This window comes from Neisseria sp. SLRRB23 (assembly GCF_050896295.1).
Classification (GTDB): domain Bacteria; phylum Pseudomonadota; class Gammaproteobacteria; order Burkholderiales; family Neisseriaceae; genus Neisseria.
This window is the reverse complement of record NZ_JBPBFH010000020.1, coordinates 1-23,663: the sequence shown is the minus strand read 5'-3', so window position 1 is coordinate 23,663 and position 23,663 is coordinate 1. Positions and strand designations below refer to the sequence as shown.

The following is a 23,663-nucleotide window of genomic DNA, read 5'->3' as shown; positions in this document are numbered from 1 at the left end:
CCGCAGACCAGAAATCTGCGGCGGTTTTACTCAACCGGGCCTGCCGTCCGAACGCGGACGGAACAGCCAAGGAATGTACTTCCACGCATACAGCAAAAGCGCGATGGCAAACAAAACCGAAGACGTGCGGATACTGTGCGTGTAGGCAGTGCCGGAAGAAAATACGGCAACCATACGGACGGCGGTTGCCGCCATCATCAGCCAAAATGCGACCGGAACGGATTTAGGCGGCGGATAAATGGGATTGCCTGTATGACCGAGCGCGGTACGCGCCATCATGCCCAAAGTCAACACGCCGATACCGCCCACACCGATCAGATGCACGCCCAAATTGAGGAAGGCAGGTTTGAAATAAGACACGCCGACCGCAATCAGCCCCAATCCGGTAAACAGATAACCGGCAAACAGAATCCACAGCATCGGCTCTTTCAACACGGGCTTATACCACCAACGGTAAACCTGCACGGTAAAGATCACGCCTGCCGCAAAGGCAAAAACGGCAGACAGCCAAGCCAACACACCGTGCGCCATCAGCATGGCAGTCAGCATGGGCAACCACAGCGAAGCCTGCGCAACCCATTTCGGACTGGGAATCTGCGGCACATTCAAACGTTTGGACGTAAAAAACGAAATAATCCGCATCCCAATCAGGCCGATAAAGCCCGACACCATAATCAGCCCCGACTGCAAACCGCCCAACAGCCCCTCAAAATTACCGTTGTGAAGCTGGACGTGAAACGCCGCATGCGTGCCGCCCAACACAAATATTGCGAATACGGCGACATAGTTGCGTCGATTCTGTGAACGGATAACGGGCAAAGCCATGCACACCGCGCCATACCAGAAAAACAGCGTACCGAGTATGCCGCTTGCCGCCGCACCCCAACCCGGGATAAAGACGGCAATCCGCGCAGCCAACCAAAAGGCGGTCAACCCGACCAGAACGCCGCCCCTCGTAGGCGGCTGCCCCGTCCAAGTGGCGACGGCGGTCAGCAGGAAGGCGATGACGACGAGACCGGCATAACCCCAGATCATTTCATGCGCGTGCCAATAGAAACCGGACAGTTCGTACGTCCCCTTGTAGCCGAAACCCCACAGCAATACGGACAATGCGCCGTACAGTGCCGCCAGCGAATAAAACGGGCGGAACGCCATTGCCCAGACGGGGTGCTTGGTAAATGCATTCATGTGTGTTCCTTATTCTTCATTAATATATTTACCCCTCCGAACCGGCAGGTTCAGACGGCAAAAAAGGTTCTACGGCAGGAAACAATTCGCGTTCTTCAAACCGCGCATGATCGCGAAGCGTTACGGCAAAATCCGTGTTCCATACTTTGCTCCCGTATTCGGGTTCCGCCATCATCTGCCGCAGTTTGGCATGGTCCCTCTCGAAACGGGCTTTAAGCTCGGGGGCAATATTCTGCCAAACGGGAGCGAACATGGTTTCTTCTTCGCGAAAATGAACTTCCAGCTCGGCAAAATGGGGCTCGAGCTCGTTCCGATGTTCCTCTTCCGGCGTACGCAACAAGCGTACGCACAGGGAAAGCGAATGGTGATGCTCGCGCGAAAGTCCAATAAGTGCCGAATGTCGTTTCAACGGTTTCATGATTTTGAGTTATAATAATAAATTATCAAACGGTAGCCCGCCTGTTTCAGATGGCATACTGCCGCGAACAGGCTGCATTCTACCGCCCTGACTGACAAAGTTTCAACCTTTAAGGTATTTTCTGTGAAACTTGGGCAACGACAATAAAAATAACGAACCATACTGGAAAAATCATGTATCTGACCCAACATACGGACTACGGTCTGCGAGTCCTCATCTATGCCGCCATCAATGACGATATGCTTGTCAATATCGGCACCATTGCCGAAACATACGACATTTCCAAAAGTCATTTAATGAAGGTGGTTACTTCGCTGGTCAAAGGCGGGTTCTTACACAGCATACGCGGAAAAGGCGGTGGACTGAGGCTTGCCGCACCACCCGACTGCATCAATATCGGTGCGGTCGTCCGTCACCTCGAACCGATGCAGTTGGTCGAATGCATGGGACCGAACAATGAATGCCTGATTACACCGTCCTGCCGCCTGACAGGCATACTCGGCGGCGCGATAAAGTCGTTTTTTACCTATCTGGACGGCTTCACACTCCAAGACCTGCTCGACAAACCGACTTACGACTTGCTCTACGAGCCGAAAATCCCGATTGTGACGAAAAATTGAAGCTGCAAAAATGCCGTCCGAACCCGTTTTCAGACGGCATTTTATTTGATGTTTCAGACGGATATTCCGCCTGGGCACGATATGTGCCGACATTTCGGATTTCTACCGGCGGCGGATATGATGCCGTCTGAACGGTTTATGCTTCAGACGGCATCTGTTGTCCTACAAACCGAACACTGCCGTATCGCCGCAACCTTGGCGCACCAATTCCGTACCGTCGGTCATGTCGATGACGGTAGTCGGATCGGTTCCGCACCAGCCGCCGTCAATCACCAAATCGACGGCATGCTCCAAGCGGGCGCGTATTTCATAAGGGTCGGCCAGCGGCTCGCCGTCTTCGGGCAGCATCAGGGTGCAGCTTAAAAGCGGTTCGCCCAACTCCTCCAGCAGGGCTTGTGCAATGGCATTATCGGGAATACGCAGCCCGATGGTTTTGCGTTTCGGGTGCAGGGTGCGCGCCGGCACATCCTTCGTCGCCTGTAAAATAAAAGTATAAGGCCCGGGTGTAGCGGCTTTAAGCTGACGAAACTGTACGTTGTCGATTTTGGCATATGTACCCAACTCGCTCAAATCTGCGCACATCAGGGTCAGGTGGTGTTTCAAATCGATTTTTCGGATGGAGAGTATGCGTTCCATCGCCGCCTTATCGCCGAGTTTGCAGCCCAAGGCGTAACACGAATCGGTCGGATAAACCACCACGCCGCCTTTATTGACGATTTCGACCGCCTGCCTGATGAGGCGTTCTTGGGGGTTGTCGGGATGAATAGCAAAAAACTGTGCCATAGTTTGCGTCCTTATCGTCATGTTTTCCGTATTGTACGCCCAAAATCCAAACAAAATGCCGTCTGAAAATTTCAGACGGCATTTGATGCTTACAACCATCAACCCAAATACCAGAATTTCAGTGCCCACAATACGGCAACAATCCATACCATAGGCGGAACATCCCCGGTTCGGCGACACAAAAGTTTGACTACGGCATAACTGATGAAGCCGAAAGCGATGCCGTCTGCAATCGAATAAGTAAACGGCATGAAGACAATGGTCAGGAATGCGGGTGCGGCTTCCGTCATATCGTCCCAATCGATGTCCCTCGCGCTGCGGAGCATCTGCGTGCCGACATAAAGCAGGGCGGGTGCAGTAGCAAAAGCGGGAACACTTTTCGCCAATGGGGAGAACATCAGACACGCCAGCATCAATACGCCGACGGTAACCGCCGTCAGACCGGTACGCCCACCCGCCGATACGCCCGCCGCACTTTCCACATAGGGCGTGGTTGAAGAAGTACCCAAAGCCGCACCCGCCACAATAGCGGTTGAATCGGCCAACAGTGCACGCTTCAAACGTGGCAGCTTACCGTCCACCAGAAGTCCGGCACGATGCGATACACCGACCAGTGTTCCGGTACTGTCGAACAGATCGACCAGGAAAAAGACGAAAATCACGCTGACCATGCTAACAGTAAACAACCCTTTAAAATCCATCTGCATAAAAGTCGGCGCAATGCTCGGTACTTCGCCTATTACCCCGTGGAATTCATTCAAACCCATCAGGCTGGCGATAACAGTAATGGTCAAGATGGTAATGATGATTGCACCTTGAATGCGGAAGTATCCCAAAACAACCACCATGGCAAAACCGAACAGTGCCAACAACGCAGACGGTTGATGAATATCGCCCAAACCGACCAAGGTTGCCGGATTGGCAACGATAATACCCGCACCTTTCAGGGAAATTAGTGCCAAAAACAAACCGATACCGGCAGCAATCGACATTTTTAAACCCATAGGCAAAGCATTGACCAACATTTCCCTGATTTTGAAAAAGCTAAACAGGATGAAAATCAAACCTGAAATAAATACCGCACCCAAAGCCACCTGCCAAGGCACACCCATACCTTTAACGACCGCAAAGGTAAAATACGCGTTCAAACCCATACCCGGGGCAAGCGCAATCGGATAGTTGCCGATAAAACCCATGACAAAACAGCCGATGGCGGATGCAATACAGGTGGCGACGAATACCGCCCCCATATCCATTCCGGTCTCGCCCAAAATCAGGGGATTGACGATAACGATGTAGCACATCGTCAAAAAGGTCGTCAAACCTGCCATCAACTCGGTACGCACCGTCGTACCGTTTGCCTTCAGGTTAAAAACCCTATCCAGCAATGTTTGTTTTGAAATATCCATATCTAGCAGTCCGTTTCAAGTAAAAAATCTGAACCCGCACACCGCAAACCGCACAGGATTCGGCATATTGAAAAATATACCTCCCAAATCGGGAAAACCGGTTCGGGAGGCAATAGGTTTACGGCAAACGGCACATTATTTGTCTGAATTGTGTTGACGACGCAAAATTGCAGGGATTTCAAAATCGTCAAGGACAGACTGATTATCGAAATCCGCAGCCGTCAGATTCATGGTACGGATGCCGCGATTAGTGCGAATCATACCTTCTACATTGTAGCTTTGCGCCTGTTTGGATGAGGAAACCGATTCAGTTTCTCTGACCGGAGCGGCTTCAACCGCACCTTTTTCTTTCAAACCGGTTGCAATAATAGTAATCCGGATTGCATCTTCACTCATGGTTTCGTCTTCTGCAGCACCAAATTTGCATTCCAAATCAGGATGCGCGCTTTGGTTGACGATTTTCATAACCTCGGACAGCTCGGACATTTTCAGACAACCGGGTGCGGTCGTGATATTGACAAGCACGCCGCGCGCACCGTCCAACGTCACATCATCCAACAACGGGCTGGAAATGGCCTGATCGGTTGCCATGCGGGCACGGTCTATACCTTGGGCATAACCCGAACCCATCATGGCGATACCGCGATTACTCATCACGGTTTTCACATCTGCAAAATCGAGGTTGATGATTTCGCTCGGACAAGTAACCACTTCGGAAATGCCGGCAACGGCATCACGCAATACATTGTCAGCGGCACGGAAGGCTTCGCGCATGGTTACGTCTTCGCCTAAAGCCGTCATCAATTTGTCGTTCGGGATAATAATCAGCGAATCGACGTGTTCTTTCAACTGTTCCAGACCTGCCTGTGCGACATGGACGCGTTTGCCTTCATATGCGAACGGCCGGGTAACCACAGCAACCGTCAAGATACCCAGCGATTTGGCGATTTCGGCAACAACCGGAGCCGAACCGGTACCGGTACCGCCGCCCATGCCGGTCGTAATAAAGAGCATGTTTGCACCGCGAATGGCTTCTTCAATGGCTTCCCTATCCTCTTGGGCGGCCGCGCGGCCAATATCGGGATTGGCACCCGCACCCAAACCGCGTGTCAGATTCGTACCCAACTGGATTCTCTTCGCCGCATGGTTTTTTGCCAAAGACTGCGCATCCGTATTGGCACTGATAAACTCCACACCGCGCACATTGTTGGCAACCATGTTATTGATTGCATTGCAACCTCCGCCGCCCAATCCGATTACTTTAATCACCGCAGGGCTGACTGCCGATTCTGCCACGTCGTAAACAAATTCCATTGAAAAACTCCTGCTCGCCCATTCAGAGGACGGTTGAAAATAAATTATTATTTATTATTATATAAGAAGTATCTTGTTACTTGCAAAATACTTCTTACCCAGTCAAACGGCAACCTGTCTGTTTAGAGATTGTTTTCAAACCACCTCTTCAACCTTGCCCACAAACCACTGCCGGCTTCTTCTTTGTCTTGCACTATTCCGCCTTGCTGCTGCACATGGACACCTTCCAAACTGCGTGCTGCCTGAAGCAGTCCAATGACAGTAGAGTAGCGCGGCGTACGGACGCGCTCGGAAACGCCGCCCATCTCCTGAGGTATGCCGATACGTACGGGCAGTTCGAATACTTCTTCGGCAAGTTCTTCAATACCGGACAGCATGGACGTACCACCGGTCAATACTATTCCTGAAGTCAGCACTTCTTTTGGGAAACCCGATTTACGCAATTCGCTAGCCACTACCTCCAGAATTTCCCGTATACGTTCCCTGATAACGATTGCCAGAACCTTACGGGAAACCTGACGCGGCTTCCTGTCGCCCACACTGGGAACTTCGATCATTTCATCCAGTCCTTCCATCTCCGGAGAGACTACACCGTAATGGATTTTGATGTATTCGGCAGCATCATGCGGCGTTCTCAAAGCCTGTGACAGATCTTTGGTAATCAAATCGCCGGCCACCGGAATGACGGATGTATGCCGGATCGCGCCATTGGTATAAACAGCTATATCTGTTGTTCCTCCGCCGATATCGATGACGCATACGCCAAGGTCTTTTTCATCCTCAGTCAATACGGCCTGACCGCTTGCCAGCGGCTGCAACATCACTTCATCCACCTTTAGGCCGCAGCGCTCAATACATTTTTGGATATTTTGCACGGCTGTGCTTGCACCGGTGATAATATGTACCCGCGTATCCAACCGGACACCGCTCATCCCGATAGGTTCCCTCACACCCAATTGTGTATCAATGATGTAGTCCTGAACAACGGCATGCAGGATTTTATGATCGGGCGGAATATTGACTGCCTTTGCAGTTTCGATAGCACGGTCAATATCTGCCTGCGTGACTTCACCGTCTTTAATTTTGACCACGCCTTGCGAATTAAGGCTGCGGATGTGGTTGCCCGCAATACCCGTGGTAACATGAGTAATCTTGGTATCCGCCATCAGCTCGGCTTCATTGACCGCCTGCCTGATGGCTTGAACGGTGGCATCTATATTGGTAACCATGCCTGCACGCAAGCCGCGGGAAACCGACTGTCCCAAACCGACGATGTGGATTTCGTTGTCATCCTGGACTTCACCGATCAGCGCCAAGACTTTCGATGTACCGATATCCAATACGCTGATATATCTTTTCTGTTGTTCCATTGTTCATGTGCTCTTAAGACTAATTAAAATTTGTGCCTCGCCGTTTTCAGACGGCACGACTATAATCTTTCTAGTACCTGCTTCACTATTCTTCGGATTCTTTTTCAGGCAAACCGTCGGAGTCATAACGGACTGAAAATCCGTCTTTATACCTCATATCCACATAGGATAACCGATTTTTATTTTTACGCAACAAATGCTGCCACGCCTCGGTAAAAAGCCGGAGACGTTTTATATCGTTTTCCCGACCGAGCCTGACAGTGATATTGTTGTCCAACACAATAATCCACGCCGAACGCGCCGTATAGGTTATTTCTTTGATACCCAAACCCTGCTTTGCCAAAATTGCCGAAAACTCACCGTAACGGCGGAGTATATCGGCAGACGTTCCTTCCACGCCTCTAAATACCGGCATACCCGGTCTGTTTAGACGAGCCTTAAAAACATTACCCTCGCTATCCACCAAGGCACTGTCTCCCCAATGCGCAACCGGCTTACGTTCTGTCAAAACAATCTCGACCGTATCAGGAAACCTGCGGCGCACCATGGCAGAAGCAATCCACGGATATCGGCGGTAGGCCTCCTGTACTCCGTTGATATCCGCCCTCAATATATTTCCATGAATATATTTTTTCGCCAAAACGCCCAATTCTTTTTGATTGGAATAAACCAAATCACCCTTTAATGATACCTGCTTAACAGGAAGATAATTTGAATTATAAAACCAAACGAATCCTGACAAAGCCAGCAACACCGCCACAATAACAAGCAGCCAGCGCGTCAGCCGTCCCATTGCTTCAGCATTATCCCACATGTGCGGTCTTCAGAATTTCAATGCATAAATCGGCAAAATCCACGCCTGTCCGGGCGGCGGATTTCGGTACTAAACTGTGGCTCGTCATCCCGGGCAACGTATTGATTTCCAATAAGTACAGCTTACCGTCGGTATCTCTGAGGAAATCGACACGCACGCAGCCTTCTGCCCCGATTGCCTGCGCCCCGCGAACTGCCAACGCGCGCATCAGGTTTTCTTCAGCCTCGCTCAAGTCTTCGGACGGACATTGATAAACAGTGTCGTCGCGGTTGTATTTGGCTTCGTAGTCGTAAAACTCGGTCGCGGGGATGATGTGTATGCTGGGCAGGCCTTTGCCGTTCAACACGGGGCAGGAATATTCGCCGCCGCCGATAAACCGTTCGGCAATGATTTCGCCTTGAAGGTGCTTCAATTCTTCGTACACGCTTTTCAGACGGCCTTTTTCTTTCACTTTCACCACGCCGACGCTGCTGCCTTCGGCTGCCGGTTTAACAAACATGGGCAAACCGAGCTGCTGCTCGACAGCATCGAAATCAGAGTCTTCATGTAAAACGGCGAACTCAGGAACAGGCAACCCCAAGGCTTGCCAAATCAGCTTGCAGCGGTATTTGTCCATGCCGATGGCGGAAGCGGCGACACCGCTGCCGGTATAGGGGATGCCCAACAGTTCCAACGCGCCCTGAACAGCACCGTCTTCGCCGTAAGTACCGTGAAGGATGTTGAATGCCGTCTGAAAACCTTGTGCCTTCAATTCAGACAATGGGGTTTCCTTGGGATCGAAGGCGTGTGCATCTATGCCTTTGCTTTTTAAGGCATTCAAAATAGCGGCACCGCTATCCAGCGAGATTTCGCGTTCGCTGGAAAAGCCGCCCATCAATACGGCTACTTTGCCAAAATTCTGCATTGTTTTTGTTCTTTCTTGATTGCTTTTTTGTTTGATACAGGTCGTCTGAAAACAAATCAGGTTTTCAGACAACCTTAATCTCGTTTGCCCCACCTGATGAAACATCGCTTCATCAGGCAGCTATCGCGGCATCACGATAAAAGTTGCGCCTCAGGCTTTTTTCGACAACTCCAACATCGCGGCAGGCACGCGGTTGATGCTGCCTGCACCCATATTCAACACGACATCGCCATCCTGTAAAACGTTCAATAGCATTTCAGGTAAGTCGGCGACGTTTTCACAGTAAATCGGCTCAAGTTTGCCCAATACGCGGATAGCACGCGCCAAGGCGCGGGAATCGGCCGCGGCAATCGGCTCTTCACCGGCGGCATAAACTTCGGTCAACACCAGCGCGTCAACGGTATTGAGGACTTTGGTAAAGTCTTCAAACAAATCGCGTGTACGGGTATAGCGGTGCGGCTGAAAGGCCAATACCAAACGTTTTTCCGGATACGCGCCACGTGCAGCGGAAAGGGTTGCCGCCATTTCGACGGGATGGTGGCCATAATCGTCTACCAGCAAAGCGGTTCCGCCGTTTGGCAATTTAATGTCGCCGTATTTTTGGAAGCGGCGGCCGACACCTTCAAAGCCGAGCAAGCCTTTTTGGATCGCTTCAACCGATGCGCCGACTTCCAGCGCAACACCGATGGCTGCCAAGGCATTGAGGACGTTGTGGCGGCCGGGCATATTCAAAACAACCTCAAACGGCTCTTGCTCATGTCCTTTCATTTGCACATGAACGGTAAATTTCATTTGCGCGCCAACACTTTCGATGTCGGTCGCGTAGATGTCGGCGGTATCGTCCAAGCCGTAAGTGGCGTAAGGTTTGCTCACTTTGGGCAGAATCGCGCGGACGTGTTCGCTGTCAACACACAAAAACGCTTTGCCGTAGAACGGCATACGGTGGATAAAATCAACAAACGCCTGATGCAGTTTTTCGACGCTGTGTCCGTAGGTATCCATGTGGTCTTCGTCGATATTGGTGACGACGGACATAATCGGGGTCAGATGTAGGAAGGACGCATCGGATTCGTCGGCTTCGGCGACGATGTATTCGCCTTTGCCCAAACGGGCGTTGGTACCTGCGGCATTGAGTTTGCCGCCGATAACGAAAGTGGGGTCGAGACCTGCCGCGCCGAGGATGGAAGCGGTCAGGCTGGTGGTCGTGGTTTTGCCGTGCGTACCGGCGATGGCGATGCCGTCACGGAAGCGCATCAACTCCGCCAGCATCAGGGCGCGCGGAATAACGGGGATTTGTTGCTCCAACGCAGCGACAACTTCGGGATTTTCTTTTTTGACGGCGGTAGAGGTAACGACAACATCCGCACCGTTAACGTGTTCTGCGGTATGACCGGGATAAACTTGAATGCCCAGGCTGCTCAAATGCTCGGTAGCGGCATTTCGCGCCTGATCCGAACCGGAAACTTTAAAGCCCAAATTGTGCAAGACTTCGGCGATACCGCTCATGCCGACGCCGCCGATACCGACAAAATGGATGTTGGTAACTCGATTTTTCATCATAATGTTGCGTTCCGGTGGATTTTCGATGCGTAAAGGCGTTATTTTAAAGGGCTATCCGCTTCCGCGCCATAGTTTTCTTGTAAATTACAGATGTTTCGGCATACAGGATTTCATATCGATGGCAATATAGTTAAAAATAAGGCTGCACTCGGCGGCAAACCCTGCTTTCCTACCCATTTTCAAACTCGATTTCACATACCGAAACACCCGAAAAAACAAAATATAAGGCCGTCTGAAACCGGTTTCGTGGTTTTCAGACGGCATCTGTTTCGTTTATCGCATCATATCATCATGCCGTACACTCAATAGCGGCTTCCGCCACGTCGTCTGCACTGTGCGGCAGTGCCAACGTACGGGCATTTTCCGCCCATTTGAGGCATTTTTCGCGGTTTAAGCCGCCGAGAATTTCGGCAAGTTTTTCCGCTGTCAACTGACTTTGCGGCAACAGCAATCCCGCCTCCGCCTGCACCATAAAACGCGCGTTGGCGGTTTGATGGTCATCAACTGCGTGAGGATACGGCACCAACAACGCACCCAACCCTGCCGCAGTCAACTCGGCAATCGTCAGCGCGCCGGCACGGCAAATCACCAAATCGGCATCGCGGTAGGCGGACACCATGTCGGTAATAAATTCCACGCATTCCGCTTGCACGCCCAGCGCGTCGTAATCCGCCTGCAAGCTGCCCAGTTTGCCTCGACCCGATTGGTGGTACATCTGCGGACGCGCATTGTCGGGCAGCAAAGCCAATGCCTGCGGTACGGTTTTGTTCAAAACGTCTGCACCCAAACTGCCACCGACCACCAAAATTTTCAGACGGCCTTCACGCCCTTGGAAGCGTTCGGCAGGCATGGGCAGGTTGCTAATATCGGCGCGGACTGGGTTGCCGACCAAACCGCCTTCGTGGCTGAACGCTTTCGGGAAAGCGTACAACACCCGTTTCGCCCAGCGCGACAGGTGGCGGTTGGACAAACCGGCCACGGCGTTTTGCTCGTGAATCACAATCGGCACGCCCAAGAGCTTCGCCGCCAAACCGCCGGGGAAGGTAACGAAGCCGCCAAAACCGATGACGCACTCGACACGGTGTTTGCGGATAATCCGCTGCGCCTCGCGGACGGTTTGATACAAAGTAAACGGCAGCATTAGCTTGCGTTTGATGCCGTTGCCGCGTACGCCCTTAATCGCCAGCGTTTCAAGCGGAATATCGTATTGCGGCACGATACGCTCTTCCATCGAATCCTTACTGCCCAGCCAAATCACATGATGGCCGCGCGCGCGCAACGANTCCGCCACCGCCAGCGCAGGGAAAATATGACCACCGGTACCGCCCGCCATCAGCATGAAGGTTTTACCGCCCATGATTTACTCCTCTCGGTAACCGCGCATTTTCCGGCGGTTTTCATAATCGATGCGCAACAGCAGCATAATACTGAAAAACATTACCCCCACTGCCGAACCGCCGTAAGAAATCAGCGGCAGTGTCAAACCTTTGGTCGGCAACGCGCCGATATTCACGCCGATATTGAAGAAACTTTGGATACCGATCCAAATACCGATACCCGAAGCGATATAGGCATTGAAGGTCAACCCCAAATCACGCGCCTGTTTGCCGATGGAAAACGCGCGTACGACCAGCCAACCGTAACAGAACACCAGCACGCACATACCGAAGAAACCGAATTCTTCGGCAATAATGGCGAAAATAAAATCGGTATGCGCTTCCGGCAGAAACCCGCGTTTGCTCAAACTTGCCCCCAAACCCATACCGAACCAGTCGCCTCGCCCGATTGCCATCAACGACTGTGTAAGCTGATAGCCTGTGTTCTGTTTGTCCTGCCAAGGGTCGAGAAAGGTCAGCACCCGTTGCATACGGTAAGGGGCGGCGGCAATCATCAGCGCCATCCCAGTCAAAACGCTGCCCACCAGAATGAAAAAATATTTCCACGGCAAACCCGCAAGAAACAGCAACCCGACAGTAATGACGGTAATCACGACAAACGAACCGAAATCCGGCTGGAACATCACCAGCGTCAAACCGAACGCCACCAACATGATAGGCAGGATAATCGACCGGAAGCGGTTATACATTTCTTTGGTTTCGCGGCGCGCCTGAGGATTGGTGAAGGACATCGCCAGATTGGCCGTCCCCCGCCAAATCGACCGCCAGCCGAGGTGTTCCATACTGCGCAACACTTCTTCGCGGCGGGTAAACAGGCTGGCCAGATACAAGATGACCGCCAACTTAAATAACTCGGTCGGTTGGAAATTGACTATCACCAAGGGAATCCAACGTTTCGCACCATTGACTTCATTGCCGACAAGCAGCACGGCGACCAACAATATAACCGAACTGGCGAATATCCACGGCACCAGCCACCGCCACGTTTTCATCTTACAAAAACTAAGTAAACTGCATATACAGGCAAAGAAAGCGACAAATCCCGCCTGTTTGCCGACATAGCCGAATTGGCTGCCGCCTTCGCGTACCGCTGAATCTACCGAAGCCGAATAAATCATCAGCAGGCTGAATACCGTCATCAACACCAGCATCCACAAAAGCGACGTGTCGAATTTCCTGCCGTCGCGCACAATCTGCCTGTCGAGCAGAACGGTATGGATACCGCTCCCCACCTTTACCAATATGTCCGAAATCTTCAAAAAAACCACCTGTCATTCTGTTTGCATCTGCCGCAAAGGGCAAAAATTTCAGACGGCAGATAATGCCGTCCGAACATGCGATACATCCCCAATCGGTATTCTAAATCTTTACTTCCCGCCCAACAATGACGGCGTTTGCGTTTCAGACGGCATCACAAAGCCTTAAACGCCTCGATAAATACTTCCGAACGGTGCGCATAGCCTTTAAACATATCGAAGCTCGCGCAGGCGGGGCTGAGCAGCACGATATCACCCGCTTCGGCTTGGGCGTATGCCGTCTGAACGGCTTCTTCCAAAGTGGCGCAGTCGGTCATATTCAGACCGCAGCCCTCCAAATCGCGGCGGATTTGCGGCGCATCGACGCCGATCAGGAACACGCCTTTTGCCTTTCCGGCAAGCGCGTCGCGCAGGGGTGTGAAGTCCTGCCCTTTGCCCATGCCGCCCAAAATCACAAAGAGCGGATTTTGCAAACCGGCAATCGCGGCGGCGGTCGCGCCGACGTTCGTGCCTTTGCTGTCGTCGATGAATACCACGCCATTTTTCTCGCCGATTTTTTCCACGCGGTGCGGCAGGCCTTGGAAGGTTTTGACGTGTTCGAGCAATGCTTCGCGCGGCAAACCGACGGCTTCGCACAAGGCAACGGCAGCCATGACGTTGGCGGCATTGTGCAAGCCTTGCAGCGGGATGTCTTGCGTGGCAATCAAATCTTCATTGCCTTGTTTCAGGCGGCCTGTCTCACGTTCCAACCAAAAATCAGCTTCGTGTTCCAAAGAAAACCATTTTACCTCGCGCCCGGCGCGTTTCATCGCGCGACAGAACGCATCGTCCGCATTCAAAACCTGTACGCCATTGCCACGGAAAATCTTGTCCTTGGTATGCGCGTAGTCGAGCAGGTCGTCGTAACGGTCGAGATGGTCTTCGGAAATGTTCAGCACCGTCGCCGCAGTCGGGCGCAGGCTTTCAGTGTTTTCCAGTTGGAAGCTGGAAAGCTCCAACACCCACACGTCCGCCTTTTTGCCTGCGCGCTGCCATTCCGCCTCCAAAACCGGCGTCCCGATATTGCCCGCGATAACGGTATCCAGCCCGCACTTGATGCAGAGATAGCCGACCAGGCTCGTTACCGTGGTTTTGCCGTTGCTGCCGGTAATCGCGATTACCTTGTCGCCACGGCGGTTCACAATGTCCGCCAGCAATTCGATATCGCCCAACACACGCCCGCCGTTTTGCTTGAACGCCTCGATATCCGGCTGACGCTCGCTGATGCCGGGACTGAGCGCCAAAATATCGAAACCGTTGGAGAGCGCATCTTTCAGACGACCCGTGTAAAACACCGGCCCGTCAAACATCTTACCGATTTGCGACACGCGCTCGGCTTTCAGCTCCGCATCATACGCGGCAACCTCCGCGCCGTTTTTGCGCAGATAGGCAATCATGGAAATACCCGTGCCGCCGAGTCCGGCGACGAGGATTTTTTTGTTTTGGAAAGTCATGTTGGTTTTGTCCTAAAACAAATCATATTGAGCAGGGGGATGTCTGCCCCCTGCACAAGCCGCTTTCAGACGGCATCGCGAGCCGATTAATAACCCGCCTTCAGGCGTTGGTCATTGTCGCAGCTGTTTTGGTCTCCGTTTTGACAAGCCTTACCGTACCATTCTTGTGCAAGGGCGAGGTCTTGGCGCACGCCGCGTCCGGTTTCATACATAACGCCCAAACTGTTTTGGGCTTGGGCTAACCCCTGTTCCGCCGCCTGCCGATACCATTTGACCGCTTCGACGTAATCTTGGCACACGCCGCGCCCTTTGCTATACATCAAGCCCAACAAAGCTTGGGCTTGGGCATACCCCTGCTCCGCGGCCTGCCGATACCATCTGACCGCTTCGGCATCATCTTGGTGCACGCCGCGTCCGTTGGCATACATACTGCCCAACAAAGCTTGGGCTTGGGCATACCCCTGCTCCGCGGCCTGCCGATACCATCTGACCGCTTCGGCATCATCTTGGTGCACGCCGCGTCCGTTGGCATACATACTGCCCAACAAAGCTTGGGCATGGGCATCCCCCCGTTCTGCCGCCTGCCGAGTCCATCTGACCGCTTCGGCATCATCTTGGCGCACGCCGCGTCCTTCGTAATACATCACGCCCAAATTCTTTTGGGCTACGGCATGCCCCTGCTCCGCCGCCTGCCGATACCATCTGACCGCTTCGGCATAGTCTTGACGGACTCCTTGACCATTGTCGTACATCAAACCCAAATTAAATTGGGCTTCTGCATTTCCTTGCTCCGCAACTTGAAGCGTTTCCTTAAAATCCGATACGTCATCCGCCCACACCGCTTGTTTCAAGCCCAAGGCAATCAGGGCGTCTGCAAGCCATTTGACTGTCTGTTTCATGGTTTCTCTCCTGTTTCAGTATAAGGCGGGTTTCAGCCGCCGTTAACGATAGGACGGGACAGATTGCCGCCGCAGGTTTATTGCGCGTTCAAATGCCGTCTGAAAGGTGTTCAGACGGCATAGGTTCAGCGGATTTTGAGAGTACTCAAACCGATCAATACCAAGACGATGGTAATAATCCAAAAGCGGACGACGACTTGGGTTTCTTTCCAGCCTTTTTGTTCGTAGTGGTGGTGGATGGGTGCCATCAGGAAGATGCGTTTTTTGGTTTTCTTATACCAGCCGACCTGAAGCATAACGGACACAGCTTCTACGACGAACAGACCGCCCATAATCACTAAAACAAACTCTTGGCGGACGATGACGGCAACGGTACCGAGCGCGGCACCCAATGCCAGCGCGCCGACATCGCCCATAAAGACTTGCGCGGGATAGGCGTTGAACCACAAAAATCCGAGGCACGCGCCGCACATGGCAGTGCAGAATATAGCGACTTCGTTCGCACCGGCGACATAGGGAAGCTGGAGGTATTGGGAAAATTGGTAGTGTCCGCTGACGTAGGCGAAAATGGCAAGCCCGGCGGCAACGAGGACGACGGGGAAGGCGGCAAGGCCGTCCAAGCCGTCGGTGAGGTTGACGGCGTTGGATGTGCCGACGATGGTCAGGTAAGACAACACCAAAAAGCCGACCACGCCCAACGGCAGGGCGATTTGTTTGAAGAACGGGACAATCAAAATATTGTTGGCGGAATTGGCGGCAAGGTAAAACAATGCCAAACCGGCGATAATGGCAACGCTTGACTGCCACACCATTTTGAATTTGGCGGACACGCCGTTGGGGTCTTTATAGACGACTTTGCGCCAGTCGTCGTAAAAACCGAGTGCGCCGGTAGCAAGCAATACGCCCAAGAGAATCCAGATATACGGGTTCGCCCAGTTGCCCCACAACAGGGTGGACACGGTAATGGCGGTCAGAATCAGCGAACCGCCCATCGTCGGGGTGCCGTTTTTGACGAGGTGGGTTTGCGGGCCGTCGGTACGCACTGCCTGCCCGCATTTGAGCGCGGTCAGCCTGCGTATCGTCCACGGGCCGAACATCAGGGAAACCGCCAAGGCGGTCAACGCCGCCATGACGGCGCGGAATGTGGTGTATTGAAAAATATTCAGACCGGTTAACCAGTTGCTGAAATGTGCGAGCCATAAAAACATGGGGCTTCCTTTTTTTGTTTTGTCGTTATAGTGGATTAACAAAAACCAGTACGGCGTTGCCTCGCCTTGCCGTACTATTTGTACTGTCTGCGGCTTCGTCGCCTTGTCCTGATTTTTGTTAATCCACTATACATCGGGCTTGCGCCCGTTTGAGGTTGGCTTGCCGTCCGACAAGGTTTCGGACGGCTTTTGCAGATTAACGTGCAGGGACTTTCTCAATCACGCAAATCGGGTAACTCCCCGGATTTTTACCGCCGCCCAAGTCTAAACATAAATCTTCATAAAGATACGCCTGCGTCCGCATTCCGGCATAAAACGCGCCGACCAGCGCGGCAATCAGCAATAAGGCTTTAAAAAAACGTCGGCTTTTCATTTTCAGACGGCCTCTTTATCCGTCAGTGCCTCGGCCACTTCTTCCATCTGCATAAAACGCGAACCTTTCACCAACACGGTGGCGCATTCGGGCAAATCGTGGCTCAACACTTGAATCAACGGGTCTTTGGCGGCAAACCACAAACCGTCCGCGCCAAATTTTTCCGCCGCTTCGACGCTGTTGTCGCCGACAAAATAAGCCGCTTCGATGCCTTGGTCGCGAGCATACGCGCCGACTTCGGCGTGCATGGCGGCGGCTTCGTTATCGCCCAGTTCGCCCATATCGCCCATTACGAAAATACGCGGCGCAGGCATACGCGCCAACACGTCAATCGCTGCCCTCATGCTGTCGGGGTTCGCATTATAAGTATCGTCAATCAGGGTCGCGCCCTTAATGCCGGATTTGACGTTCAGACGGCCTTTGATGTTGCTGAAGCCTTGCAAACCTTCCGCCACATCGTTCAAACTCAAACCTGCAGCCAAAGACAGCGCGGCGGCGGCGGCGACGTTGTGGACATTATGGCGGCCGGGAACAGGCAGCACCACGGCTGCGCATTCGTCGCCGCACACCAAATCAAATTCGCACGACAAAGGTTTCAGCACGATATTTTCCGCGCGGACATCGCCGCTATCGACGCCGAAAGTGCACGTATTCAAATTAAACGTTGCCGTTTTGAAGACAGCCATATTGGCATCTTCTTGAGGAATCAGTGCAATGCCGTCTGAACATAAGCCTGCATAAATCTCGCTTTTCGCTTTGGCAATATCGCCCACTCCGTCGAAACCGCAGCCGACATGGGCACGCATGGCGTTGTTGACCAATGCGGCATCGGGCTTGGCAATTTGTGTCAAAACCGCCAGTTCGCCGAAATGGTTCATGCCCATTTCAATCACAGCATAGCGGTGTTTCTCGTTTAATTTCAACAAAGTCAGCGGCAGCCCGATATGGTTGTTGAAATTACCCGCAGTCGCCAACACGGCATCATCGCCGAAACGGCGGCGCAATACCGCAGCCAGCATTTCCTTCACCGTCGTCTTGCCGCCCGAACCGGTAATGCCGAACACAAACGGATTCACATTTTCACGCCACGCCTTCGCCAGCGTTTGCAATGCGGCAAGCGTGTCATCGACTTTCAACGCGCCTTTCAAAGCCGAGCAATCTTCACGCGAAACCACAACCGCCGCCGCACCAGCAGCCAATACGTCTTCAACAAAATCATGCGCATCAAACCGTTCGCCCGCCAATGCGAAAAACACATCGCCTTCCCGAATATCGCGGCTATCGGTTACGATGCGCGACACGGGTTTGTTTTCAGACGGCATCGGAAGCTTGAGGGCTTGGCAGATGAAATTTAAATCTAGTGGTTTCATGATTTCTTCCGTTTGTTTTTTCAGATGGTTTTAATTAAGACCGCCTGAACATTTTTGATATGACCTATCCCAGCTCTGCCAATGCTTTTTCTGCGATTTCAAAATCGGAAAAATGGTGCTTCACGCCTTGTACATCCTGATAGTTCTCATGCCCTTTGCCAGCAATCAGAATGATGTCGTTTGCAGCGGCGCGTTCGACCGCATAACGGATGGCGGCGGCGCGGTCAGCTTCGACGCATTCGGGCGCGGGAACGGCAGGCAAGATATCGTTGATGATGTCGTGCGGATTTTCCAAACGCGGATTGTCGCTGGTTACGACGACTTTATCCGCGCCCTGTACGGCTGCTGTACCCATCAGCGGGCGTTTACCTCGGTCGCGGTTGCCACCGCAGCCAAATACGCACCACAAAGCCGCGCCCTGCGGTTTGATTTCCTGCAAGGTGGCGAGTGCTTTTTCCAATGCGTCGGGCGTGTGGGCGTAATCGACAACGACCAATGGTTTGCCGCTGTTCATGATGCAGTCCATGCGGCCTGAGGCGGGACGGATTGTTGCCAGCACATCCAATACTTTATCAAGCGGATAGCCGTTAGCGCACAGCAAGGCGATGCAGGCGGCGAGGTTTTGCGCGTTGAACCGTCCGAGCAGGCGCGTGCGACAGCGGCCTTCGCCCCACGGGGTTTGGAATACGGCTTCCATGCCGTCTGAAGAAGCGGTGAAATGAACAATGCGAATGTCGGCGTGTTCGCTGAAGCCGTAGCCGTAAACAGCCAAATCGGGACAGTCTTTTTTCAGATGACCTATGAGTTCTGCGCCGTATTCGTCATCTACGTTGATAACGGCGTGTTTTAAACCGTGCCAGTAAAACAGGCGCGACTTGATGGCACCATAGGCTTCCATCGTGCCGTGGTAGTCGAGGTGGTCTCGGGTGAGGTTGGTGAAGATTGCGCTGCGGAATGGCACGCCGTTGACCCGCGACTGGTCAAGTTCGTGGCTGGANACTTCCATCGCGGCGGCTNTTGCGCCTTGTTGACGGAAACGGTAGAGCAGGGTTTGGACATCGACGGGAGCGGGGGTGGTGTGTGTGGTTTCTTCCAATGCGCCCCAAAAGCCGTTGCCGACTGTGCCGATAATGGCGGTTTTTTCGCCCAACAAATCGGCGGCTTGCGCCAGCCATTGTGTGATGGAGGTTTTGCCGTTGGTTCCGGTTACGCCCCAGACTTTGAGACCGTCTGAAACGTTGCCGTAAACCTGTGCCGCCAATATGCCGGCACGGTGTTTCAAATCCTTAATCCCTTGATTGGGGACTTTCCATTCGGGATTCCACGCGAATTTACCGTCGTCGTCCCAAAAAACAAAAGCCGCGCCGTTGGCAATGGCTGCGGGGATATAACTGCGGCCGTCGGTATATTCGCCCTGACAGGCAACGAAAATATCGCCTTGTTTGATTTGGCGGCTGTCTGAATGCAACAAACGCCCTGCTGCGTTTGCACACAGCAGAGGCGGAATGTTGGTTTCAGCTAAAGGGGTTAACTTGCTGAACATAAAATAATCTCGTTGATACTCGGATTAAGACGGTGTTTTGACGGCTGCAACATTGGTCAAAGGTTTGGTCGGGGAAACGCCCAAGATGTTCAGGCTGCCGCCCATGACTTGCTTGAAGACCGGACCTACCACTACGCCGCCGTAGTAACCGTTTGCAGTCGGTTCGTCGATGGTTACCGCCACAATCACACGGGGATTTTTGGCAGGTGCAAAACCGATGAAAGTGGCAACGTGTTTGTTAACGACGTAACGCCCGTTGACCAACTTACGCGTCGTACCGGTTTTTGCGCCGACGTCGAAACCATCTACCGCACCGGCAGTACCGGTACCACCGGCTTCGGTAACGGAAACCATCAACTCGCGCACTTTTTTCGCAGTAGAGGCTTTGATGACGCGCTTGCCTTTAGGGGCAACTGCTTGTTTTTCAAAACTGACCGGCAACAATTCGCCGTCATGGGTCAAGACAGTATAGGCACGTGCCAATTGCAACAGGCTTAATTGCAGGCCATAACCGAAAGACATGGTTGCCTGTTCGATTTTTTGCCATCTGCGCCAGCTTCTCAACAAACCTGCAGTCTCACCCGGGAAACCTGAATGCATGCGTACGCCCACACCTAAATCGTGATAGAAATCGTACATTTCTTTAGGCGTAAACATGGCAGAAAGTTTACTGGTACCGACGTTGGAAGATTTTTGCATAATGCCGCGCACATCCAAAGTAGGATAAACGTGGGTATCTTGCACGGTAGCCGGACCGATTTTGTACGGCAGGGTATTGAATGTGTCTGTTGGATCCACTTTGCCTGAATCCAATGCTTTGGCAATGGTAAACGGCTTCATGACAGAACCAGGTTCAATCATATCGGTTACGGCGCGGTTGCGGCGCTGTTCGCTATTGGCTTGGCCGGGCTGATTCGGATCGTAAGCCGGGCTGTTGACCAAAGCCAAAATCTCGCCGGTTTGCGCATCCAATACCACAACCGCACCCGCTTTGACTTTGTGATAAGCCGCAGCCTTGTTCAACTCGTCATAAGCCAGCGTTTGAATACGCTGATCCAAAGACAAAATCATGTCTTGGCCGTTTTTAGGCACGCTGTTGCGTGGAGAATCGAGGCTGTCTACGATATTGCCTTTATTATCGCGCAATACGACTTTCGCACCATCCTCACCGCGCAGGCTGTCTTCACGGGAAAGCTCCAAGCCCTCCTGACCTTTGCCGTCAATATCGGTAAATCCGATGACATGTGCAAAAAGGTTGCCCATCGGGTAATGGCGTTTTAATTCCTTTTGAAATGCAAAATGTTTCAAACCTAAGGCTTCCACCTCTTCGGCAAGCTTGTGGTTGAGCTGACGCTTGATCCAGATAAACGATTTGTTTTTCTGATCAAGTTTGCTCCTTAAAACATCGACCGGAACATCGATAAGCTCGGAAAGATGTTCCAATTGCGCCGCAGTTGGCATCTCCTCCATATCTTTGGGAACGGCATACAGAGATTCTGTAGGTGCACTCAATGCCAAAACCGCACCGTTCCTGTCCTCAATCGTACCGCGTGTAGCCGGCAACACCTGAGTCCGTACAATCTGGTTATCACCCTGATCTTTTAAGAAGTTATACGTTACTGTTTGAAGATACAAGCCACGAACTATCAAACCGGCAAACAAAACCGCCATCGCCAGCAAGACGAAACTAATCCGCCCGTCACTGGTCAACGGTTTTTTAACCTGCTCTTCCTTAGACAGCATCCGGGGCTTATATTCGCTCTTAATCAACATGTTACTTCTCGTTATTTTATGTTACCGCCCTACTGCCGGAACCTGATTCCGGCAGACAGGTTACTTCTATTTTTGATGTTCCACCATAAAGGTATTACCTGAAACCGGCGGACGGAGATTTTGTTTTTCTGCCGCCGACCTAATCGCTTCATGATTCGCCAACCGCGCCTGTTGCAGCCTTAGTTGCGCATAGTTCTGCTCCAAAGCGATTTCCTGCTTTTTCGCCTTATACAAAGCCGTAAAGTTAAGCCTGTACTGGTTTTGCTGAATCACTACGGAAAAAGCCGAAATACAAACCGCAATCAGAAGAAGAAAATTCAATTTATTCATTGTTATTCAGATGTTTTCTCTGTTATCGTCCCAGTATCGGGCCGGCAGTCCGTTCCGCCACACGCAAAACCGCGCTTCTCGCTCTCGGATTGGCGGCAATTTCCGCCTCACCCGGCTTTAATGCCCTGCCCACGATTTTCAGGGGCGGCTCGGGCAAATCCGCTTCTCTGACCGCCGCCCAGCGCGGCAGGGGCGCGTGTTGCGAATATTTTTTGACAAACTGCTTCACAATGCGGTCTTCCAACGAATGGAAAGCAATGACCGCCAAACGTCCGCCCTCTTTCAGACGGCACACGACCTGCGGCAATACTGCCCCTACTTCTTCAAGCTCGCGGTTAATAAAGATGCGGACCGCCTGGAAGGTGCGCGTCGCAGGATCCTGCCCCCGCTCACGAGTACGGACGTTTTGTGCCACAATCTGCGCCAGCTTGCGGGTTGTATCGATTGGACTTTCCGCCCGTTGCGCAACAATGGCGCGCGCAATCTGGCGGCTAAACCGCTCTTCACCATAATTCTTGATTACCTCGTGCAAATCCTGTTACGACGCAACCGCTATCCACTCTGCGGCAGACATACCGCGCGTCGTATCCATACGCATATCCAAAGGGGCATCGAAACGGAAGCTGAAACCGCGGCTGCCGTCATCGATTTGCGGAGACGAAATCCCCAAATCAAACAGCGCACCGTCCACCTTGCCGATACCCAAATCATCCAATGCCGTCTGAAAAGAAGCAAAGCCTCCATGCACGACACTGACCCGCTTATCCGAACGCGCCAGCTCTTCTGCCACAGCAATCGCCTGCGGGTCTTTATCGAAAACAATCAACCGCCCCGCATCGCCCAACCGCGACAAAATCAGCCGGGAATGCCCTCCCCTGCCGAACGTACCGTCCACATAAACACCGTCCTCGCGCACGGCAAGCGCATCTACAGCCTCATGCAGCAAAACCGTAATATGCCGGTAACTTTCTGTTTCACTCACAATTGCAAATCCGTCTGACTCAACTGGAAGGCAAGTTCGCCAGGATCGTCGTCCAAAGCCTGAACCATTTCGGCCTCCCACTGCTCACGACCCCAAAGCTCCAAACGGTTGGCCCGCCCGACCAGAACAACTTCACGGTCAAAAACCACCCTCTTCCTCAGCCCGGCAGGAACCAATACCCGACCGGCACTATCCCATTCCAAAATTTCCGCGTTATGCAGCAGAAGATTTTGAAACCGTCGTAAAACAGGGTTATCCGCCACTTTTAAGTTCAAAAGTTGCGCCGCGACCTTTTCCCACTCTGCAACAGGATACATCAACAGCTTATGCTTCGACTCAAGCGTTACTACCACGGCAGGCGTATAGAGGCGCGACAGAATATCGCGGAATTTGGCAGGAACCGCCAACCGCCCTTTACTGTCGATACTCAATTCATGTGCGCCGCCGAACATAGATGTCCCAAGTTGAAGTTAAAATTAAATAAGGGCAAAGAAGACACTTTGACCCACATTCTCCCACTAATCGACACTATAAGAAATTTTAAACACTCGGTCAAATCAAGACAGAAAACTTCATTAACATATCTGAAATTTTAAACTCCTTTTAAAACAATAAGATAAAAAAACACCAATAACAGGAAGTTGTACACAGTATAGAGT

Annotated in this window: 22 protein-coding genes and 1 pseudogene; 1 reads left to right on the top strand and 22 read right to left on the bottom strand. The window is 52.3% G+C overall.

Annotation, left to right across the window (positions count from 1 at the left end):
* Positions 1 to 30: 30 nt before the first annotated feature.
* Together ACRPFF_RS06785 and ACRPFF_RS06780 are read right to left on the bottom strand one after the other, a co-directional pair.
* Positions 31 to 1,188, bottom strand: coding sequence for an NnrS family protein (locus ACRPFF_RS06785; protein ID WP_432674176.1), 1,158 nt, complete (start codon positions 1,186 to 1,188; stop codon positions 31 to 33).
* A 28-nt stretch (positions 1,189 to 1,216) separates the two neighbouring features.
* Positions 1,217 to 1,606 (bottom strand): hemerythrin domain-containing protein, encoded by a 390-nt coding sequence (locus tag ACRPFF_RS06780; protein ID WP_108044029.1) that lies wholly within the window; start codon positions 1,604 to 1,606, stop codon positions 1,217 to 1,219.
* Positions 1,607 to 1,779: 173 nt separating this feature from the next.
* On the opposite strand from ACRPFF_RS06780, the gene ACRPFF_RS06775 reads away from it, so the two are divergent.
* Positions 1,780 to 2,226: an Rrf2 family transcriptional regulator gene (locus tag ACRPFF_RS06775; RefSeq protein WP_250314779.1), complete on the top strand. Its 447-nt coding sequence runs from the start codon at positions 1,780 to 1,782 to the stop codon at positions 2,224 to 2,226.
* A 162-nt stretch (positions 2,227 to 2,388) separates the two neighbouring features.
* On the opposite strand, the gene ACRPFF_RS06770 is transcribed toward ACRPFF_RS06775, so the two are convergent.
* From ACRPFF_RS06770 to mraZ, 20 genes and pseudogenes are all read right to left on the bottom strand, one after another.
* Complete coding sequence (locus tag ACRPFF_RS06770) at positions 2,389 to 3,009, bottom strand: L-threonylcarbamoyladenylate synthase (protein ID WP_432674191.1); 621 nt, start codon at positions 3,007 to 3,009, stop codon at positions 2,389 to 2,391.
* A gap of 98 nt (positions 3,010 to 3,107) precedes the next feature.
* Positions 3,108 to 4,418: an NCS2 family permease gene (locus ACRPFF_RS06765; RefSeq protein WP_107997109.1), complete on the bottom strand. Its 1,311-nt coding sequence runs from the start codon at positions 4,416 to 4,418 to the stop codon at positions 3,108 to 3,110.
* Between the two features lie 135 nt (positions 4,419 to 4,553).
* Complete coding sequence (gene ftsZ, locus ACRPFF_RS06760) at positions 4,554 to 5,732, bottom strand: cell division protein FtsZ (protein ID WP_003676708.1); 1,179 nt, start codon at positions 5,730 to 5,732, stop codon at positions 4,554 to 4,556.
* 122 nt (positions 5,733 to 5,854) lie between these two features.
* On the bottom strand, positions 5,855 to 7,102 hold the full coding sequence (ftsA, locus tag ACRPFF_RS06755) for a cell division protein FtsA (protein WP_432674175.1): 1,248 nt from the start codon (positions 7,100 to 7,102) through the stop codon (positions 5,855 to 5,857).
* Positions 7,103 to 7,187: 85 nt separating this feature from the next.
* Complete coding sequence (locus tag ACRPFF_RS06750) at positions 7,188 to 7,916, bottom strand: cell division protein FtsQ/DivIB (protein ID WP_107960598.1); 729 nt, start codon at positions 7,914 to 7,916, stop codon at positions 7,188 to 7,190.
* Entirely contained in the window at positions 7,906 to 8,820 is a 915-nt protein-coding gene (locus ACRPFF_RS06745) for a D-alanine--D-alanine ligase (protein WP_308031112.1), read from the bottom strand. The genes ACRPFF_RS06750 and ACRPFF_RS06745 overlap by 11 nt, the downstream gene beginning before the upstream one ends.
* Positions 8,821 to 8,970: 150 nt before the next feature.
* Entirely contained in the window at positions 8,971 to 10,380 is a 1,410-nt protein-coding gene (gene murC / locus ACRPFF_RS06740; RefSeq protein ID WP_411713041.1) for a UDP-N-acetylmuramate--L-alanine ligase, read from the bottom strand.
* Between the two features lie 84 nt (positions 10,381 to 10,464).
* Positions 10,465 to 10,644 (bottom strand): hypothetical protein, encoded by a 180-nt coding sequence (locus ACRPFF_RS06735; protein ID WP_308031110.1) that lies wholly within the window; start codon positions 10,642 to 10,644, stop codon positions 10,465 to 10,467.
* 25 nt (positions 10,645 to 10,669) lie between these two features.
* The gene (gene murG, locus ACRPFF_RS06730) at positions 10,670 to 11,737 is read right to left on the bottom strand and encodes an undecaprenyldiphospho-muramoylpentapeptide beta-N-acetylglucosaminyltransferase (protein ID WP_432674174.1); all 1,068 of its coding nucleotides are present in this window, start codon (positions 11,735 to 11,737) and stop codon (positions 10,670 to 10,672) included.
* Between the two features lie 3 nt (positions 11,738 to 11,740).
* Positions 11,741 to 13,045, bottom strand: coding sequence for an FtsW/RodA/SpoVE family cell cycle protein (locus ACRPFF_RS06725; RefSeq protein ID WP_432674173.1), 1,305 nt, complete (start codon positions 13,043 to 13,045; stop codon positions 11,741 to 11,743).
* A 143-nt stretch (positions 13,046 to 13,188) separates the two neighbouring features.
* A complete protein-coding gene (gene murD / locus ACRPFF_RS06720; protein WP_432674172.1) occupies positions 13,189 to 14,526 on the bottom strand; it encodes a UDP-N-acetylmuramoyl-L-alanine--D-glutamate ligase in 1,338 nt (445 codons plus the stop codon).
* A gap of 86 nt (positions 14,527 to 14,612) precedes the next feature.
* Positions 14,613 to 15,425, bottom strand: coding sequence for a tetratricopeptide repeat protein (locus tag ACRPFF_RS06715; protein WP_432674171.1), 813 nt, complete (start codon positions 15,423 to 15,425; stop codon positions 14,613 to 14,615).
* Between the two features lie 125 nt (positions 15,426 to 15,550).
* Positions 15,551 to 16,633 (bottom strand): phospho-N-acetylmuramoyl-pentapeptide-transferase, encoded by a 1,083-nt coding sequence (gene mraY, locus ACRPFF_RS06710; RefSeq protein ID WP_432674170.1) that lies wholly within the window; start codon positions 16,631 to 16,633, stop codon positions 15,551 to 15,553.
* A 196-nt stretch (positions 16,634 to 16,829) separates the two neighbouring features.
* Positions 16,830 to 17,006 (bottom strand): hypothetical protein, encoded by a 177-nt coding sequence (locus ACRPFF_RS06705; protein WP_002218790.1) that lies wholly within the window; start codon positions 17,004 to 17,006, stop codon positions 16,830 to 16,832.
* 2 nt (positions 17,007 to 17,008) lie between these two features.
* Positions 17,009 to 18,376, bottom strand: coding sequence for a UDP-N-acetylmuramoyl-tripeptide--D-alanyl-D-alanine ligase (locus ACRPFF_RS06700; RefSeq protein WP_432674169.1), 1,368 nt, complete (start codon positions 18,374 to 18,376; stop codon positions 17,009 to 17,011).
* A gap of 64 nt (positions 18,377 to 18,440) precedes the next feature.
* Complete coding sequence (locus ACRPFF_RS06695) at positions 18,441 to 19,919, bottom strand: UDP-N-acetylmuramoyl-L-alanyl-D-glutamate--2,6-diaminopimelate ligase (protein WP_432674168.1); 1,479 nt, start codon at positions 19,917 to 19,919, stop codon at positions 18,441 to 18,443.
* A 24-nt stretch (positions 19,920 to 19,943) separates the two neighbouring features.
* On the bottom strand, positions 19,944 to 21,692 hold the full coding sequence (locus tag ACRPFF_RS06690; protein WP_432674167.1) for a peptidoglycan D,D-transpeptidase FtsI family protein: 1,749 nt from the start codon (positions 21,690 to 21,692) through the stop codon (positions 19,944 to 19,946).
* Between the two features lie 66 nt (positions 21,693 to 21,758).
* Positions 21,759 to 22,022, bottom strand: coding sequence for a cell division protein FtsL (gene ftsL / locus ACRPFF_RS06685; RefSeq protein ID WP_003676740.1), 264 nt, complete (start codon positions 22,020 to 22,022; stop codon positions 21,759 to 21,761).
* A gap of 22 nt (positions 22,023 to 22,044) precedes the next feature.
* Positions 22,045 to 23,004 (bottom strand): annotated as a pseudogene (gene rsmH / locus ACRPFF_RS06680) (16S rRNA (cytosine(1402)-N(4))-methyltransferase RsmH).
* Positions 23,001 to 23,456, bottom strand: coding sequence for a division/cell wall cluster transcriptional repressor MraZ (mraZ, locus tag ACRPFF_RS06675; RefSeq protein ID WP_003676745.1), 456 nt, complete (start codon positions 23,454 to 23,456; stop codon positions 23,001 to 23,003). The pseudogene rsmH and the gene mraZ overlap by 4 nt, the downstream one beginning before the upstream one ends.
* Between the last annotated feature and the right edge of the window lie 207 nt (positions 23,457 to 23,663).

Coding starts and splice junctions, on each gene's coding strand:
- murD (WP_432674172.1), bottom strand. CDS start 14,526: ATGACTTTCCAAAACAAAAAAATCCTCGTCGCCGGACTCGGCGGCACG.
- ACRPFF_RS06705 (WP_002218790.1), bottom strand. CDS start 17,006: ATGAAAAGCCGACGTTTTTTTAAAGCCTTATTGCTGATTGCCGCGCTG.
- ACRPFF_RS06745 (WP_308031112.1), bottom strand. CDS start 8,820: ATGCAGAATTTTGGCAAAGTAGCCGTATTGATGGGCGGCTTTTCCAGC.
- murC (WP_411713041.1), bottom strand. CDS start 10,380: ATGATGAAAAATCGAGTTACCAACATCCATTTTGTCGGTATCGGCGGC.
- ACRPFF_RS06780 (WP_108044029.1), bottom strand. CDS start 1,606: ATGAAACCGTTGAAACGACATTCGGCACTTATTGGACTTTCGCGCGAG.
- ACRPFF_RS06770 (WP_432674191.1), bottom strand. CDS start 3,009: ATGGCACAGTTTTTTGCTATTCATCCCGACAACCCCCAAGAACGCCTC.
- ACRPFF_RS06690 (WP_432674167.1), bottom strand. CDS start 21,692: ATGTTGATTAAGAGCGAATATAAGCCCCGGATGCTGTCTAAGGAAGAG.
- ACRPFF_RS06775 (WP_250314779.1), top strand. CDS start 1,780: ATGTATCTGACCCAACATACGGACTACGGTCTGCGAGTCCTCATCTAT.
- ftsL (WP_003676740.1), bottom strand. CDS start 22,022: ATGAATAAATTGAATTTTCTTCTTCTGATTGCGGTTTGTATTTCGGCT.
- ftsZ (WP_003676708.1), bottom strand. CDS start 5,732: ATGGAATTTGTTTACGACGTGGCAGAATCGGCAGTCAGCCCTGCGGTG.
- ftsA (WP_432674175.1), bottom strand. CDS start 7,102: ATGGAACAACAGAAAAGATATATCAGCGTATTGGATATCGGTACATCG.
- mraZ (WP_003676745.1), bottom strand. CDS start 23,456: ATGTTCGGCGGCGCACATGAATTGAGTATCGACAGTAAAGGGCGGTTG.
- mraY (WP_432674170.1), bottom strand. CDS start 16,633: ATGTTTTTATGGCTCGCACATTTCAGCAACTGGTTAACCGGTCTGAAT.
- ACRPFF_RS06785 (WP_432674176.1), bottom strand. CDS start 1,188: ATGAATGCATTTACCAAGCACCCCGTCTGGGCAATGGCGTTCCGCCCG.
- ACRPFF_RS06765 (WP_107997109.1), bottom strand. CDS start 4,418: ATGGATATTTCAAAACAAACATTGCTGGATAGGGTTTTTAACCTGAAG.
- ACRPFF_RS06700 (WP_432674169.1), bottom strand. CDS start 18,376: ATGAAACCACTAGATTTAAATTTCATCTGCCAAGCCCTCAAGCTTCCG.
- ACRPFF_RS06735 (WP_308031110.1), bottom strand. CDS start 10,644: ATGCCGTCTGAAAACCACGAAACCGGTTTCAGACGGCCTTATATTTTG.
- ACRPFF_RS06750 (WP_107960598.1), bottom strand. CDS start 7,916: ATGTGGGATAATGCTGAAGCAATGGGACGGCTGACGCGCTGGCTGCTT.
- ACRPFF_RS06715 (WP_432674171.1), bottom strand. CDS start 15,425: ATGAAACAGACAGTCAAATGGCTTGCAGACGCCCTGATTGCCTTGGGC.